The sequence below is a fragment of the Natrinema salifodinae genome (assembly GCF_900110455.1).
Taxonomy (GTDB): Archaea; Halobacteriota; Halobacteria; order Halobacteriales; family Natrialbaceae; genus Natrinema; species Natrinema salifodinae.
In genome coordinates this window covers 394,829-409,014 of sequence record NZ_FOIS01000002.1, presented here as the reverse complement: position 1 = coordinate 409,014, position 14,186 = coordinate 394,829, and the positions used below count along the sequence as shown (strand labels likewise).

The following is a 14,186-nucleotide window of genomic DNA, read 5'->3' as shown; positions in this document are numbered from 1 at the left end:
CCGCTCTCCGGACGGAGTCGTGACCGCCGAGTCGTCGATCGATCGCGATGGCTGCTGGTGATCGCCGGCTGCAACTGCCGATTTTCCAAATAAGAACGCCTGAAGAGTCATATGGATCGTTGACGTAGGTTACTCGTAGTGAACACTGATGGCGGATCTCGATAGGATCGACATGGCGATCCTCCACGCCCTTCAGGACGACGCCCGGAACGCGACGACCGAATCGATCGGCGAGCAGGTCGATCTCGCCGCGAGCACTGTCGCCTCCCGGATCAACGACCTCGAGGAGCGGGGGATCATCGCGGGATACGCGCCCGCGATCGACTACGAGAAGGCCGGGTTCGAACAGCGGATGCTCCTCGTCGGGACGGTCCACGCGAGCGACGAGGACATCGTCGCAAAGGTGAGCGACATCGAGAACGTCATCACCGTCAGGCGGCTGCTGACCGACGAAGACGACCTCCACGTGGAACTCGTCACCCGATCTCAGGACCGAGCGGAGGCGGTCGCCGACGAACTCCACGACCTCGGCATCGAAATTACGACGACGAGCGTCGTCGTCGAGGAGAACAACCGGACGTTCAACCACCTCGGAAGGAAGTATACGAACGACGCGTGAGTTTCGCGTCACTTTCCCCGAAGACTGGTGCTGTTCCGAGGAATCTACCGTCGGGTTCAAGTCCCCGCGAAAATTTATCTAATCTCCAACATATTTTAGGACGCGTCTCCGCTAGCCAGGGCGATGACCGACAGCTGTCCACCTTCTGATGAGCATTGCTCGCCGAGCCAGGCGGTCGTCGACGCCGTGGCGACCGCGTACGACACGTCGCCGATCGATTTCGAACCGCCGCTCTACGACGTGATCGAACCCGAAGCCCTCAATTCGATCGTTCGTTCCGGGTCGCGAGAGCTCCGCGTGCAGTTCCGGTACAGCGGTTGTTCCGTCGTCGTCACCGGGGCCGGTCGCGTCGACGTTTCGGCACCGGACGAGGATCCCCGCTCCCACGAGCACACAGTGCCCGACGAGTGAGCGCGGCGCGGTGCGTTCAGTTCGACCGAACCGCGAGCCGCCCGCGGTCCGGGTCGCTACCGTTCCGCTGTCGGGTACACAGCTGTCCCGACCGACGGCCCCATCTATTTCTATACGCTTCGAGTCCGAATCCGGTCGTATGCACGTCGTCGTTCTCGGAGCGGGGTACGCGGGACTGACCCTGACGCGGCTGCTCGAGCGGGACCTCCCCGACGAGGTCGACCTCACCCTGGTCGACGCCACCCCGGATCACCTGGTCCAGCACGAACTCCACCGCGTCATTCGACGGCCGGAACTCGCCGCGGCGATCACGATTCCGCTGCCGGCGGTGCTCGATCGAGCCGCCGTCCGCGTCGCCCGCGCCGAGGCCGTCGATCTCGACGAGCGCACGGTGTCCCTCTCGTCCGGCTCGCTCTCCTACGACCTGGCGGCGGTCTGTCTCGGCGCCCGGACGGCCTACTACGGCATCGACGGCGTTCGCGAGCACGCGACGCCGCTCAAGCGCCTGGTCCACGCGAATCGGATTCGGCGGACGGCGCTCGAAACGTTCCGTACCGGCGGCTCCAACTCCAGCCCTCGGATCGTCGTCGTCGGCGCCGGCCTCTCGGGTGTCCAGGTCGCGGGCGAACTCGCGGCGCTCGCCCGCGAGGAGGGCAGCGCCGCGACGATCACGATCCTCGAACGACTCGAGCGCGTCGCGCCGAACTTCCCGGCGAACTTCCGGCGAGCGGTTCGGGCCGCGCTGGAAGACCAGGCCGTCGACGTGCGGACCGGGGCGACCGTCGTGCGGGCCGACGAGGCGCACGTCCACCTCGAGTCCGGCGAGCGTGTCGCGTACGAGCAGTTCGTCTGGACCGGCGGCCTCCGCGGAGCCGACGCGCTGTCCGGGGAGCGACCCCCCGTGGACGGCGACCTCCGACTCGACGAGCGGACGTTCGCGCTGGGCGACGCCGTCAGCGTGATCGACGCCGACGGGGAGCGAGTCCCGGCGAGCGCCCAGGCCGCCGTCCGCGAGGCGCAGACGGTCGCCGAGAACATCTCTCGGATCGCGGCGACCGAGACCGGGACCGGTTCCGGTGGATCGGTCGCCGCCGGTGAAGCCGGGTCCGACCGATCCGAGCCCGAACTCGCGACGTTCTCGTTCGAGTCGCCAGGCTGGGCGGTCAGCGTCGGCGACGACGCGGTCGCGACGCTGGGCGAGCGCGTCCTCACCGGACGGCCGGCCAAGGCGGTGAAAACGAGCGTCGGGATCGGCTATCTCTCCGCCGTCAGCGGCGTCGAAGACGCGGTGGGGCTCGCGTACCGTGAGGCCCTTCCGGACCGGTTTCGGCCCGATCGGTGATCGGCGAGCCAGCGGCGAGTCGCAGCGACCGACCCGCTCAGTCGAGCGAAACGACGACCTTCCCCTGGTGCTCGCCGGCCTCGAGGTACCGGTAGGCTTCCCGCACCTCGTCGAAGTCGAAGACGCGGTCGATCACCGGCTCCAGCTCGGTGGCTTCCATGGCGCGGTTCATCCGGTCGAACATCGCGCGGCTGCCGACGCCCATCACGCCCTCGACGGTGAGCGACTTGTGCAACATCGGGCCCGGATGGACCAGGCCGTCCTGACCGGCGAGCACGCCGATGAGGTGGACGTGGCCGTTGACCCCGGCGGCCGCCAGCGAACGCTCGAGCGTGCCCGGCCCGCCGACCTCGACGACGTGGTCGACCCCGCCGCCGGTCAGTTCCCGGACGGTCTCGCCCCAGTCGGGGTTCTCTTCGTAGTTGATCGTCTCCGCGGCGCCGAGCTCGCGGGCGCGCTCGAGCTTCTCGTCGCTCGAGGAGGTGACGACGACCTCGGCCCCCTGCACCGTCGCGAACTGGAGCGCGAACGTCGAGACGCCGCCGGTTCCCAGCGCGAGGACGGTCTCGCCGGCGGTGAGATCGCCGTCCTCGACGAGGGCTCGCCAGGCGGTCAGGCCGGCACACGACAGCGTCGCACCCTGTTCGTAGGAGAAGTGATCGGGGAGAATCGGGAGGCTCGCGGCGGGGAAGGTGACGTACTCGGCGAGCGCGCCGTCGATGTTTCCGCCGGCGGTTCGGGCGATCTTCTCGGGCGTGCCCTCGCCGTCGATCCAGTCGGGGGCGAAGGGGGTCGCGACGCGGTCGCCCTCCGAGAGGCGGTCGACCCGGTCGCCGACCGCGACGACCTCGCCGGCCCCGTCGGAGAGGGGGACGACCGGCAGCGACGCGCCCGGATAGGCGAGGTCGTCGTTCGCGATGGCCAGGTCGCGGTAGTTCAGCGAGGCCGCGCGGATTCGGACGAGCGCCTCGTCGGCGGCCGGCTCGGGACGGTCGCGGTCGGTCCGGACGACACCCTCGTAGTCGCTCGTGGCTTCCTGAACTTCGTAGGCTTTCATCGGGGGAGGGAAAGAGCGGGCGCCCCTTCGGTCCTGCGTCCGGCGACCCCCTTACCGGTGCTGCGAGCAACCGACAAGACGCGAGCGGCGGCGTCCGCCGTCGTCCTCACGTCCAGCGGTCGAGTCCGGTCTGCGTGACGCTCTCCTCGATGCGCTCGAAGCCGCGCTCGACCTCGTCGGGGTCGACGGCCCACTCGTCGGTGACGTACTCCCGCGCGGCCGCCAGGTCCGGATCGATCGTCGGGTCGAACTCGTAGTCGTCGGTGACGTTCGGGTCGCGAAAGAGCTGTCGGACGCGGTCGCCGTGCTCGATGTGGGCGCCGCGGGCCTCGAGGGCGCTCCAGAGGTCGCCGTGTTCGGTGATCGCCGAGATGGCCGTTTTGGGACCGATGCCGGAGACGCCCTCGTTGAAGTCCGTCCCGATGAGGATCGCCGCGTCGATCAGCTGCTCGAGCGTGAGGTCGTGGTGCTCGAGCGTGGCGTCGAGGTCCATCAGCTCGGGATCGCCCTTGCTCGTCAGCTGGCGCAGCGTCAGCGGCGCGCCGAACAGCAGGGCGTCGTAGTCCTCCGAGCCCACGTAGTCGGCGTCGCCGCGCCGGACGATGTGGGCGGCCTGGGCCTCCCCCTCGGCCGGCGCCTCGACGATCGGCACGTCGAGCAGTCGGAACAGTTCCCGGCTGGTCTCCTGAATCGTCGGTGTCAGCCGCTGCGTGCGCGATTCGAGTTGCGCGATGGCGACCTCGTCGCCCTCCTCGCGGGCGGTCTCGAGTTGCTCCTCGTAGCTGCGGCGTTGCTCCCGGCGGGACTCGATCTCGTCGGTCTTCAGTTCCGAGGGACCGCCGTCGAAGACCATCACCGGCGTGACGTCGTTCTCGAAGAACTTCGGCAGCCCCTGGACGATGCCGACCAGGTTGGCGACCTCGGACCCGTCCGCGGTCGTGTACTTCGAGCTATCGGTCCACTTGACCGTCGTGGTCAGGTACCGGTAGAGCCAGTTGTGCGCGTCGACGGCGACGACGCCCTCGACGTCCGCGAAGGGGATCTCCTCGATGACGGCGATGTCCCGAAGTGCAGCGTTTCCCATTGCCGGTCACTTGGGTCGACCGGGATTTGAATCGTTGGCTTCGCAGTCGCCTCGTCGGTGCTCGTCGCGACGCTGCGCGCCGACGCGCGACGCGATAATCGGCCCGCTCACTCGCCGGTCGGGTCCCGCTCGGGCGGTTCGCTCCCGCGACGGGACTCGAGGAACGCCGCTTCCTCGTCCGAGAGGTCGCGTTCGCGAAACTCGTCGAGGCCGGCCTGGTACCGTTCGCGAGCGGATCGGTTTCGGTCGTCGCCCGGGTCCGAACCCGGTGTTGGATACTCGAGGACGAGTTCGGCGATACCTGTCGTCTCGCCGGTGTAGGCGAAGCCGGTCCGGTAGAGCGCCTCGTAGGCGAACGGGTTGTTGACGGCGATCCGGAGCCGGTCGTAGCCGCGTTCGATCGCCCGGTCCCGAACCCGCCGGAGGAGCGCGGGCCCGATCCCCTCGCCGCGGCGCTCGCGGTCGACGGTGACGTAGCGCAGCCACAGCGCGTCGGCGTCGGTGCGGTCCTCGTTGAACGCGACGGCCGCGACGATCTCGCCGTCGTCGGTCCGGGCCACCGCCTTCCCCGTGTTCGTCATGACGAACTTGCCGGCGTAGCTGAACCGCTCGTGATCGAGCCGGAGTTTCGGGCCGTCCGGCGGCCAGCCAAGCAGGTCGTACTCCACGGCGGGAGTTGCCGGGCGAGGTACAACAATGCACGGATCGGAACGTTCCGGCCAACCTGAGATGCCGAATGCCTAACCTAACCAATACTTTTGGGCTCGTTCGGCGTAGCGCCGACCGATGAGTAGCGACTCCAATACCGTGGCCGCGTTCGGCCTGCGCGGCAGCACCGGCTGGATCGTCGGGAGTGTACTCGGCGGCGCCCTCGGCGCGATCGCCTTCGGGATCCTCATGTGGCTGCTCGATCCCGAAATCCTCGCGGGCGCTATCCCCGCCATCTACGGGCTCGAACCGACGACTGCCGTCGGCTGGGCCGTTCACATTGCACACGGAATCGTCCTCGGCGTCGCGTTCGGCATGCTCGTCACGCGCGATCCGATTCTGGGCGTGCTTCGGACCGACGTCGCGACCGATGTCCTCGCCCGGGCCGGCGTCGTCGCGCGGCTGATCGGCGCCGGGTTCGTCTTCGGGCTCGCAGTCTGGGCGATCCTGCCGCTGCTCGTCCTCCCGGTCTGGGTGAACGCCGTCGGCGGTAGCGGAGCCGCGGCGTTCCCGACGGCCGCCGCGGGCAGCCTGCTCGGCCACCTCCTGTTCGGCGTCGTGCTCGGAGTCGTCTTCGCCGCGACGGTCGATCTCCGCGACCGGCCTACCGACGCCACCCTGTAGCAGACCGACGTCCGGGTGGTTCTCGGATCGGCAGTTGCGAGAAAATACCCGCGACGATCGACGATAATTTATCCGTAGCTATCGAACCAGTAACCCTCCATGGACGCGATTCACGTCGACGGCCTCACCAAGGAGTTCGACGGGGTCACCGCGGTCGACGACCTCTCGTTTACGGTCGAGCGCGGCGAGCTGTTCGGCCTGCTCGGCCCCAATGGCGCGGGCAAGTCGACCCTGATCAACATGCTGGTGGCGCTCCTCCCGCCGAGTTCGGGCACCGCGTCGGTCAACGGCCACGACGTCCGGTCCGAGAAGGGGGCGGTCCGCTCCAGTCTCGGCATCGTCTTCCAGGAACCCGCCCTCGACGAGGAGCTAACCGGCGCCGAGAACCTGGCCTTCCACTCCCGGCTGTACGGCCAGGCCCGGAGCGACCGCGCCGACCGCATCGACGAGGTCCTCGGGCTCGTCGGGCTGTCCGCGGTCCGCGACGACCCCGTCGGCACCTACTCCGGCGGCATGAAACGCCGCCTCGAGATCGCCCGCGGCCTGCTGCACGAACCGGCGGTCCTCTTCCTCGACGAACCGACCGTCGGCCTCGACGCGCGCACCAGGCGAGACACCTGGGAGTACATCGAGCAACTGAACGAGGCGGCCGGTGTCTCGATCGTCCTGACGACTCACTACATCGAGGAGGCCGATCGGCTCTGCGATCGCGTGGCAATCGTCGACGACGGCGACATCGTCGCAATCGACGCGCCGGCGGCGCTCAAGGAGTCACTGGGCGGCGACGTCGTTGCCCTCGAATTCGCGAGCGACGGGGCCGAGGCCGGGACCGAGGGGCAATCCGACGTCCCGTCCGCGCTGCTCGACCGCCTCGACGACCGGGCCTGGTGTCGCGACTACGCCGTCGCCGACGGCCGATCCGGCGTCCACGTCACGGTCGACGACGGCGACGCGCGGATCGCCGCCCTCGTCCGCCTGGCCGACGAGACGGGCGCGGGCATCACGTCGATCGACCTCCGCGAGCCGACCCTCGAGAACGTCTTCCTCGAATTGACCGACCGCGACCGCGCGGCCGCGGGCGCCGGTCGGAGCCGGGGCCTGGCTGCGCTCGGCGGGACCAGGTCGGGGTCGACCGCGACCGGAACCGAATCGAGAGCGGACGTGCACGACGACCGTTCGAGCGCGGTCTCCACGGAGGACCGCTCGTGAAACTCGTCGACGCGCAGGCGATCTACGGGCTCTGGCTGCGCGATACGAAGCGGTTCCTCCGGACGCCGTCGCGGATCGTCGGCTCGCTGGCGATGCCGCTGCTGTTTCTCGTCTTCATGGGCTTCGGGTTCCGCGGAGCGGCGATCCCCGGTCTTCCGGAGGGCGTCGACTACCTCCAGTACCTCGTCCCAGGGATCGTCGGCTTCACGATGCTCTTCGGGGCGTCCTTCGCCGGACTCTCGATCCTCGCGGACCAGGAGGTCGGCTTCCTGAAGGAGATTCTCGTCGCACCGGTGAGTCGCACGTCGATCGTCCTCGGACGGATCGCCGGCGGCTCGACGACGGCGCTCGTCCAGGCGCTGCTCATCCTCCTGCTCTCGATTCCGCTGGGGTTCGAGCCCGTGAGCCTCCTCTCGGTGCCGGTCGCGGTCGTCTTTCTGGTCCTCCTCGCGATCACGTTCGTCGGCTTCGGCATCGCGCTGGCCTCCCAGTTCAGCGACAGCGAGGGGTTCGGCCTGATCGTCCAGTTCGTCATCTTCCCGCTGTTTTTCCTCTCCGGCGCGCTGTACCCGATCGAGGGACTGCCGAGTTCGGTCCGGTACTTGGCGTACGTGAATCCTCTGACCTACGGAGTCGACGGGCTGCGGGCGGTCCTCGTCGGTACGTCGTCGTTCTCCGTCCTGCTCGATCTCGGCGCTCTCGTCGCGTCGTCGGTGGTGATGGTCACGATCGGCGCGGCGCTGTTCGAACGCGTCGAGGCGGTCTGATTCGTCATATGCCAAAATAGAGTCTAACTCGATCCGGAGTAAACAGTGACTACAGATGGCTGATCGACACGATCATCCGGGATTCCGACGGATGTACGATTCGGACGAGCTTACGTTTGGCGCGATTTTTCCGCTCGAATCGTACGAGGGGACCACGCCGTCGATGGATCGACAAGTCGAACTCGCACAGCGAGCCGAGGAGTTAGGCTTCGATGCCCTCTGGTTCCGCGACGTTCCCTTGCTCGATCCCTCGTTCGGAGACGCAGGTCAGATCTACGACCCGTGGGTGTATCTGAGCCATATTGCAGCCCACACCGACGAGATCGCGCTAGCGACGGGTGCGATCGTCTTACCGCTGCGCCATCCGATTCACGTCGCGAAGGCGGCGGCATCCGTTACCAACCTGTCCGACGGACGACTCGTCCTCGGGCTCGCCAGCGGCGACCGCCCCGTCGAGTACCAGGCGTTCGATACGGACCCGACCGCACGGGGCGAACGGTTCCGGGAGAGCGTCGCCGCGCTCAGACGCCTCTGGTCCGAGGAGTTCCCGGAAATCGACTCCTCGTTCGGGACGATGGACGGCGATGTCGATCTCGTTCCGAAGCCGACGACCGGGCAGATTCCCCTGCTCATCACCGGCCATGCGCGACAGGAGGAGGACTGGATCGCCGAGAACGGCGACGGATGGATGTACTACATGCAGTCGCTCGACGACCAGGCCGCCACCATCGAACGGTGGCGCGAGTTGACCGGGAACGAGTTCAAACCGTTCGGACAGTCGATGTACATCGACCTCGCCGCCGACCCCTCGGAGCCGCCGTCCCGGATTCACCAGGGCTTTCGAGCGGGCCGCGAATGGCTCATCGAGTACATCAGCCAGCTTGACGAGATCGGGGTTGACCACCTGCTGTTCAATCTCAAGTACAACGAACGGCCCGCCGGAGATGTGATGGACGAACTGGCGACCGAAGTCTTCCCGGCGATTCCGGACTAGTCCTCACTACCCTCGATGAAGCAGTAGCGGAGGGGGACGACGTCTAGTATCGTCTCCACCGACGGCAGCCGGCAGCCGAGAACCGAACTCCTGGTGGATGCGCCGTAACAGAGTATCGAGACGGTTCGGTCGGCGATGGGCCCCTCATAACTCGGTGACCATCGGGAGCGCAGAGAACTCGTCGCCGATGTCGGCGATCGACCGGGAGACGAAGCAGCCGATAATCCACGATTCGGCCCGTTGGAGACGATACTGGAGCGTCGACCGGGGAATATCGAGCACCTCGGCGATGTCCGCCATCGACGCGTTCCGCGGCGTCTCGTAGTATCCGGACCGAACGGCCGCCTCGATCGCTTCGCGCTGTTCGTGGGGAAGTTCGGCGAGCGAAATCGCTTCTTCCGCCCAGTAGGACGGGCCGCCGATCTGGCGGAAGTTCACGCGTAGTCCGTCCCTGAGTTCTTCGTTGAGCGCCTCGTGCAGGCCGCTGGCGTCCGCGTCGTCGCGCATCAGTATTCTCCATTCGTAGCGATTGCCGCGCCGTTCCGCGGCGGGGACGATGCCCTCACCGAGATAGATGCAGGCGAGATGGAGCACCGAATGGCAATCACTCGCGGACGGACGGTAGGTGTAGATCGTCCGGCGGGAGGGGTTCGATTCGAGGATTTCGTGCTCCCAATTGGTGTGGCAGTGGCGCGAGCCGATACACTCGTTACAGTGTTCCGGGGCCGTATAGATCTCGTCGATCCGCTCGAGGGCCTCCTCCGGACCGGCAATCCTGTCGACTCGCCACACTCCGTTCGGAGACATATGACAAGAGATCGTCCGTGCGTGGGCGTCCGGATACTCGATGAAAACGTCCATAAGCGGATCCGCCCCCTTGTCGTACTCGATCGTAAACGCGAACTCGCGCATGCGCCTGGGTTTGGCTATCGCCAACCATATGGGTTGGCAATACTGAGTGAGCGCGCCGATTCGCGGCGACCCGCGAGAGCAGCGTCGGTTCAGTCTCTACCGTCTGACCGGCAGCTATTTTCTGGCCTGGTCAGGCGGGACCGACGACCGACCACTCGGTAATCGGGGGTGAAACCAATTCCGACGGCTGAAGGCGGTGCGAAGTGCGCGGACCGGGATTTGAACCCGACTGCGAGACGGTCGCCCTCACTTCGTCACTTCGTTCGGACGCTGCGGCTCGCGTGTTTCAAATCCCTCTATCACGTACGGTCTCTTCACGTCCGTTCGTCGAAAAGTGCGCGGACCGGGATTTGAACCCGGGCCATGAGCTTGGAAGGCTCAGGGTGCGAAATCGGAGATTTCGCGGAGTACCATCGTACCAAGCGCGAGTTCCGAGTGTCTGTACCTATGTACAGTGTATCCTACGATATAAAAATCCGCACTGTGAGCCCCTGGCTTATCGCATCTTAGTCCGAAATCCAGCCCAGTTCCTCAGCGAGGAGGTCGAAGACCTGTTCCCTGGTGCTCGGGGCGAGGTCCTTCTTCTGGATTCGGTACGTCGACTTCTCACCGTCGAGAGTGATAGTGAGGTCCTTCACGTCCTCGTAGTCGATTCGGGATGACTCATCGATTGCCGTGAGAACGTCACTCGTTGTGACCTCATCCTCGCTGTCCGGTTCTTCTCCGAGCTCTCTCGGGTAGACCAGTTCCCAGCCATCGGCCGTCTCTCCGATGAAAATCTGGAAGTTGGTCTTTGAGTAGTCGCGCTCGCTTTCCATTTGGTCGTGAGCCGGGTCAGCCTCGACGTTTCCACTCTGATTGCGAGTCAGCCGAACCTTCGCCTCTTCACCCACGAACTCGTTGAGGCTCGTGAGGAGTGCGAGGTCACTTTTCGTCCGCCGGATGTCCGGACCTCGGATGTTGATTCGGCGCACAGTGTCGGAGCCACTGAACTCACCGAGGAACCGTTTGACCAACTGTTCATTGGATTGTTGGCTGTTGTCACCCATCGTCTCGATGAGTCCAGTGTCGAGGTTGACACGAACGACCGCGCGGTAGAGCGTCTTGATTTTCTCGTAGTCGCCGGTCCGAACGTCGAACTCGCTCATCGTCTTTCCGCGCTTCCAGTACTCGAGGTAGATGGTGTTGGCGTCCTCGAACTTCACGAGACGGGGGCTGAATTGGTCGTCGGTGTTATCGATGAGCGGAGCCGGAACATCTTCAGTCGCTTCGATGTATGCAGGGTCGACGTCCTCCGATTCACAGAACTCCATGAACAGGTTTCGGGCTGCTGCAGGTGAGTCCGCGTCTTCGGCGATGTCCCGGAGAACGCCACCGAAGTCAGGTGCTTCGTATACACGCGCAGTGTGGTCAGTGTACTGGAAGTACGAGTCGTAGTAGTACACCTCGGCCAGAGTGAGAGCGTCGCTGATGACCGGAATTCCCTGACCAGTCCCTTCGATGGAGTCATGCTTGACATGCCCATCTTCCAGGATGCGCTTTTTCGCCCCCTCGACGATGTCCTCTCGGAGTTGGTCTGCCGCAGGGTGTGTCTCGAGGAGATTGAACACCTCTTCGCGGTCCGCGTTCTCGCCCACGTCGATATCCGAGTCGAGAAGCCCTCGTCGGATTTCGCGCGTGGAAAGCGCGTTGATGAGTCGTTCGTCGTTCTGGTCGTCGTCGTCAGAGTTCGTTTCTGGTGTGGAACTCATGGTATATGATACGTGCGCTGGGGGTATATAAGTGAGATTGAACCACCCAAGTGTGAGTTTCTTAGACTACGAAGAATAAAGTTTATTAGAAAAACAACTATAGTGGTTGTTATGAGTCGTCCGGAGAAGACCCTCGAGAAAGCAGATAAACCGCTTCAAGATATAATGGGGTGGGGGAAGTATCAGGCAGCAGCCTACCGCTGTCTCGTTGCTGAGGGCCCGCTAGAAGCTCGGGAAATTGTTGTTAGAACAGATATTCACCAAGGACGAATATATGACGTTCTGGACGACCTCAAAAATGAAGGCGTTGTCACAGAACAAGATGCTAATCCAACAATATATGACGTCCAGAACCCGGAGAAGCTGATCGGAGAACGGAAGGAGGAGTTCAACAACAAAGCTACTGAACTGATTGAAACGCTCGGCACGGCATATGAGCTCAATCCACGGAGCAGAGATCAATCTACGAGCTCGTCTTGGGTCCTTGGTGGTCAGTCCGGAACTATTCGAAAACTCCGGGAAATGTTAGAACAAGCAGAAGAAAGCGTGTATGCTCTTGAGCCCGACCCTCGATGGTATGAGACGAGCGATCTTCGTATTTTGGAACGCCTTGCTGATAGTGAGGTCGATGTTAAGCCAGTCATATGGAATGCACGACAGCAGGAAATTAAAGAATTCACATCATTCAATATCCCTGTCTGGACTCATCAAGATGTAGATCAAACCTTCTACGTTATTGATCAGGAGCATGTTGTCATGGAAATTGACCGTGGGAACACAGGGATTATCTTTAGCGATGAAACGATGGCAAGTGTTTTCACGAGGGAGTTCGAAGAGATATTTAACGACGCAGAAGAGTTCGACGCCCATGCATAGGAAATTGCTCCCTCTCGCGCTGATGTACGCTGATGGTGGAGAGCCAATTGAGGGACGAACTCGTTTGCAGAAAATGATCTTTCTGATGCAGCAGCGCTTCCAGGAGATTGATGACAATCCATTAAAGTCTAGTAATTATGACTTTATTGCATACGATTATGGGCCTTTCTCGAAAGAAGTCTATGATGATCTTGATTTTCTTGCAGAAGAAGATATGATAGATGACCAGGAAGAACAGATCGGTCGCGATAAAACGAAATACGATTATAGAATTCAACAAGCGGGTGAGGAGTTTGTTGAACAGCAGCTATCTCAGGATGAGGCCCGACGTATTTTGGCACTCGCAGAAGAAATCAAACAGGAATATAACGATAAGCAACTTTCTGATCTTATTGAAGAAGTGTATTCTCGGTACCCAAAGTACGCTGAAAACAGCATCTACTGACGTTTCAGAGCGCTTCATTCCGTTCACTATTGTATGTGTTAAGTAGGCCGACAAGTATATCATGTCTCATTTATTCTCTAACAGTAATGGTGCTCGAGCAACCTTTAGAATGGGCACAGGAAGGGGTAGCGATTCTTCTAATCGCATTTGTGATTTCGTGGATTAAAGATCACTTCTACACAGCGGGGAGTACCGCTTTCATCTTCCGCGGTAATTTCAAGACGAAACAGGAGACCTATCTGATCATCGTTGGAAGCATTCTCAGTGCCGCAATCCTCAGTGGCTGGCTGAAAACAGAGGTTCTGGGATTTCTTTCAGATACACGCTTTTTCCTATTCGCGCTCGGATTAGCGCTCATCCTTACGTTAATCTACGTGAATGACTCTGTAGACAGCTGGCGCTTCAACGATGGTAACGAGTTCACCTATGCAGTATTGATTACTGGCTGTTCATTAATGGGATACGCCATCTTTGTAGCGTGATCTCAGAGGTCATAGTCACTGCACAGGTCAGAAAGAAAATCCAGAAACACAGTCGGATGGATCGAAGCATCCTGGACACCCACGTGTGGATACGGATCATCAAATCCCTTTGGCACTGTTCCAGAGCAGAAGCTTCCTGCCATCGCAGAGACCGGTGGTCGAATCCATACATCGACGCTCGAGGCCGGCGGCCTTTTCGATCAGGCTAGCTACAGCATCCGGGGTCTCATCTCGAGGTAGATCGGCACTCGGCAACCTGATCACGAACTCCTCGACTCGGAAGCCGTCATCATGAACATTGTGAATGACTGCACTGACATTCGTCGATCCCCAGCGCTGGATGTCTTCCCTTGAGTCTTAATCGAAGCGCGTTGACCGCTTGATGTGTCGTCGAATCTGCTCAGTCAGCTCGTCACAGAATACGACGAAATCGCAGACGTAGGTATCACAACTTAGCTCGTGTACCCTCACACACTGAGTGATCCGCTTGAGTCGACGTTGGAACTGACCACCAGTGTGACCGTTCTCCTCTGGCTCACTGCGCCACTCTCCAGTCACTCGAATCGGATTGTTAAACCCATCTCCTGGTTTTGTTATCATTTGTTTTCACGATTTTCTGGTTCGATCGTCAGCTGATTCGGGGGAGACAGTCGGCCAGCCATTGCGGCTGTGAACATACAGCCAGGTCTGGCCGACCTTCCTACGCTTCAGTACCCCCTCTTCCGCTAGGCTGTCCAGAATGGTGGCTACATGCCGGAGAGACAGGTCCTCTTGTTTTTGGCCACAACCCCCGGGTGAGGGGGCCATCAGGGATAGCCTCACGGACTTCGTCGGCTGCCTCTTTGCTGTAGCTCATATCAGCATCACCCACGCTCCCATGATGAGCAGGAGCACAAGGAGCGGTT

15 protein-coding genes and 1 tRNA gene are annotated in these 14,186 nt (G+C 62.4%); 10 read left to right on the top strand and 6 right to left on the bottom strand.

Annotated elements, in window-relative coordinates; translation table 11 throughout:
- The first annotated feature begins 148 nt into the window (after positions 1–148).
- The 3 genes from BMY29_RS07435 (at position 149) to BMY29_RS07425 (ending at position 2,372) form a co-directional block, all read left to right on the top strand.
- On the top strand, positions 149–619 hold the full coding sequence (locus BMY29_RS07435; RefSeq protein ID WP_049988556.1) for an Lrp/AsnC family transcriptional regulator: 471 nt from the start codon (positions 149–151) through the stop codon (positions 617–619).
- A 123-nt stretch (positions 620–742) separates the two neighbouring features.
- On the top strand, positions 743–1,030 hold the full coding sequence (locus tag BMY29_RS07430) for a HalOD1 output domain-containing protein (RefSeq protein WP_049988555.1): 288 nt from the start codon (positions 743–745) through the stop codon (positions 1,028–1,030).
- A gap of 139 nt (positions 1,031–1,169) precedes the next feature.
- Positions 1,170–2,372: an NAD(P)/FAD-dependent oxidoreductase gene (locus BMY29_RS07425; protein WP_049988554.1), complete on the top strand. Its 1,203-nt coding sequence runs from the start codon at positions 1,170–1,172 to the stop codon at positions 2,370–2,372.
- Positions 2,373–2,409: 37 nt separating this feature from the next.
- Here the strand turns inward: BMY29_RS07425 and BMY29_RS07420 are convergent, their stop codons facing one another.
- The 3 genes from BMY29_RS07420 to BMY29_RS07410 all read right to left on the bottom strand — a co-directional run bounded on the left by BMY29_RS07420 (position 2,410) and on the right by BMY29_RS07410 (position 5,181).
- On the bottom strand, positions 2,410–3,429 hold the full coding sequence (locus BMY29_RS07420; protein WP_049988553.1) for a zinc-dependent alcohol dehydrogenase family protein: 1,020 nt from the start codon (positions 3,427–3,429) through the stop codon (positions 2,410–2,412).
- Between the two features lie 106 nt (positions 3,430–3,535).
- Positions 3,536–4,513 carry a flap endonuclease-1 gene (gene fen, locus BMY29_RS07415; protein ID WP_049988552.1) on the bottom strand — a complete coding sequence of 326 codons (978 nt, stop codon included), beginning with the start codon at positions 4,511–4,513 and terminating at the stop codon, positions 3,536–3,538.
- A 107-nt stretch (positions 4,514–4,620) separates the two neighbouring features.
- On the bottom strand, positions 4,621–5,181 hold the full coding sequence (locus tag BMY29_RS07410) for a GNAT family N-acetyltransferase (RefSeq protein WP_049988551.1): 561 nt from the start codon (positions 5,179–5,181) through the stop codon (positions 4,621–4,623).
- Between the two features lie 118 nt (positions 5,182–5,299).
- Between BMY29_RS07410 and BMY29_RS07405 the strand changes: the two genes are divergently transcribed.
- The 4 genes from BMY29_RS07405 (at position 5,300) to BMY29_RS07390 (ending at position 8,815) form a co-directional block, all read left to right on the top strand.
- Positions 5,300–5,845: a hypothetical protein gene (locus BMY29_RS07405; protein WP_049988550.1), complete on the top strand. Its 546-nt coding sequence runs from the start codon at positions 5,300–5,302 to the stop codon at positions 5,843–5,845.
- Between the two features lie 99 nt (positions 5,846–5,944).
- The gene (locus BMY29_RS07400; protein WP_049988549.1) at positions 5,945–7,054 is read left to right on the top strand and encodes an ABC transporter ATP-binding protein; all 1,110 of its coding nucleotides are present in this window, start codon (positions 5,945–5,947) and stop codon (positions 7,052–7,054) included.
- Positions 7,051–7,821 (top strand): ABC transporter permease, encoded by a 771-nt coding sequence (locus BMY29_RS07395; protein WP_049988548.1) that lies wholly within the window; start codon positions 7,051–7,053, stop codon positions 7,819–7,821. The genes BMY29_RS07400 and BMY29_RS07395 overlap by 4 nt, the downstream gene beginning before the upstream one ends.
- 55 nt (positions 7,822–7,876) lie before the next feature.
- Complete coding sequence (locus tag BMY29_RS07390) at positions 7,877–8,815, top strand: LLM class oxidoreductase (RefSeq protein WP_049988547.1); 939 nt, start codon at positions 7,877–7,879, stop codon at positions 8,813–8,815.
- Positions 8,816–8,959: 144 nt separating this feature from the next.
- On the opposite strand, the gene BMY29_RS07385 is transcribed toward BMY29_RS07390, so the two are convergent.
- The 3 genes from BMY29_RS07385 to BMY29_RS07380 all read right to left on the bottom strand — a co-directional run bounded on the left by BMY29_RS07385 (position 8,960) and on the right by BMY29_RS07380 (position 11,478).
- Entirely contained in the window at positions 8,960–9,727 is a 768-nt protein-coding gene (locus tag BMY29_RS07385; protein WP_049988546.1) for a helix-turn-helix domain-containing protein, read from the bottom strand.
- A 335-nt stretch (positions 9,728–10,062) separates the two neighbouring features.
- Positions 10,063–10,153: transfer RNA gene (locus tag BMY29_RS20990), tRNA-Gly, on the bottom strand.
- A gap of 80 nt (positions 10,154–10,233) precedes the next feature.
- Positions 10,234–11,478 carry a hypothetical protein gene (locus BMY29_RS07380; RefSeq protein ID WP_049988545.1) on the bottom strand — a complete coding sequence of 415 codons (1,245 nt, stop codon included), beginning with the start codon at positions 11,476–11,478 and terminating at the stop codon, positions 10,234–10,236.
- A gap of 111 nt (positions 11,479–11,589) precedes the next feature.
- On the opposite strand from BMY29_RS07380, the gene BMY29_RS07375 reads away from it, so the two are divergent.
- The 3 genes from BMY29_RS07375 (at position 11,590) to BMY29_RS07365 (ending at position 13,281) form a co-directional block, all read left to right on the top strand.
- Entirely contained in the window at positions 11,590–12,354 is a 765-nt protein-coding gene (locus BMY29_RS07375; RefSeq protein ID WP_143067668.1) for a TrmB family transcriptional regulator, read from the top strand.
- Entirely contained in the window at positions 12,347–12,799 is a 453-nt protein-coding gene (locus BMY29_RS07370; RefSeq protein WP_049988542.1) for a type II toxin-antitoxin system antitoxin SocA domain-containing protein, read from the top strand. Before BMY29_RS07375 ends, BMY29_RS07370 begins: the two co-directional genes overlap by 8 nt.
- Before the next feature lie 86 nt (positions 12,800–12,885).
- The gene (locus BMY29_RS07365; RefSeq protein WP_049988541.1) at positions 12,886–13,281 is read left to right on the top strand and encodes a hypothetical protein; all 396 of its coding nucleotides are present in this window, start codon (positions 12,886–12,888) and stop codon (positions 13,279–13,281) included.
- Positions 13,282–14,186 lie beyond the last annotated feature (905 nt).

Bases quoted from the DNA above. Each gene is read 5' to 3' on its own strand.
- BMY29_RS07390 (WP_049988547.1), top strand. From the start codon at position 7,877: ATGGCTGATCGACACGATCATCCGGGATTCCGACGGATGTACGATTCG.
- BMY29_RS07375 (WP_143067668.1), top strand. From the start codon at position 11,590: ATGAGTCGTCCGGAGAAGACCCTCGAGAAAGCAGATAAACCGCTTCAA.
- BMY29_RS07430 (WP_049988555.1), top strand. From the start codon at position 743: ATGACCGACAGCTGTCCACCTTCTGATGAGCATTGCTCGCCGAGCCAG.
- BMY29_RS07370 (WP_049988542.1), top strand. From the start codon at position 12,347: ATGCATAGGAAATTGCTCCCTCTCGCGCTGATGTACGCTGATGGTGGA.
- fen (WP_049988552.1), bottom strand. From the start codon at position 4,513: ATGGGAAACGCTGCACTTCGGGACATCGCCGTCATCGAGGAGATCCCC.
- BMY29_RS07425 (WP_049988554.1), top strand. From the start codon at position 1,170: ATGCACGTCGTCGTTCTCGGAGCGGGGTACGCGGGACTGACCCTGACG.
- BMY29_RS07380 (WP_049988545.1), bottom strand. From the start codon at position 11,478: ATGAGTTCCACACCAGAAACGAACTCTGACGACGACGACCAGAACGAC.
- BMY29_RS07435 (WP_049988556.1), top strand. From the start codon at position 149: ATGGCGGATCTCGATAGGATCGACATGGCGATCCTCCACGCCCTTCAG.
- BMY29_RS07400 (WP_049988549.1), top strand. From the start codon at position 5,945: ATGGACGCGATTCACGTCGACGGCCTCACCAAGGAGTTCGACGGGGTC.
- BMY29_RS07365 (WP_049988541.1), top strand. From the start codon at position 12,886: ATGGTGCTCGAGCAACCTTTAGAATGGGCACAGGAAGGGGTAGCGATT.
- BMY29_RS07420 (WP_049988553.1), bottom strand. From the start codon at position 3,429: ATGAAAGCCTACGAAGTTCAGGAAGCCACGAGCGACTACGAGGGTGTC.
- BMY29_RS07385 (WP_049988546.1), bottom strand. From the start codon at position 9,727: ATGCGCGAGTTCGCGTTTACGATCGAGTACGACAAGGGGGCGGATCCG.
- BMY29_RS07405 (WP_049988550.1), top strand. From the start codon at position 5,300: ATGAGTAGCGACTCCAATACCGTGGCCGCGTTCGGCCTGCGCGGCAGC.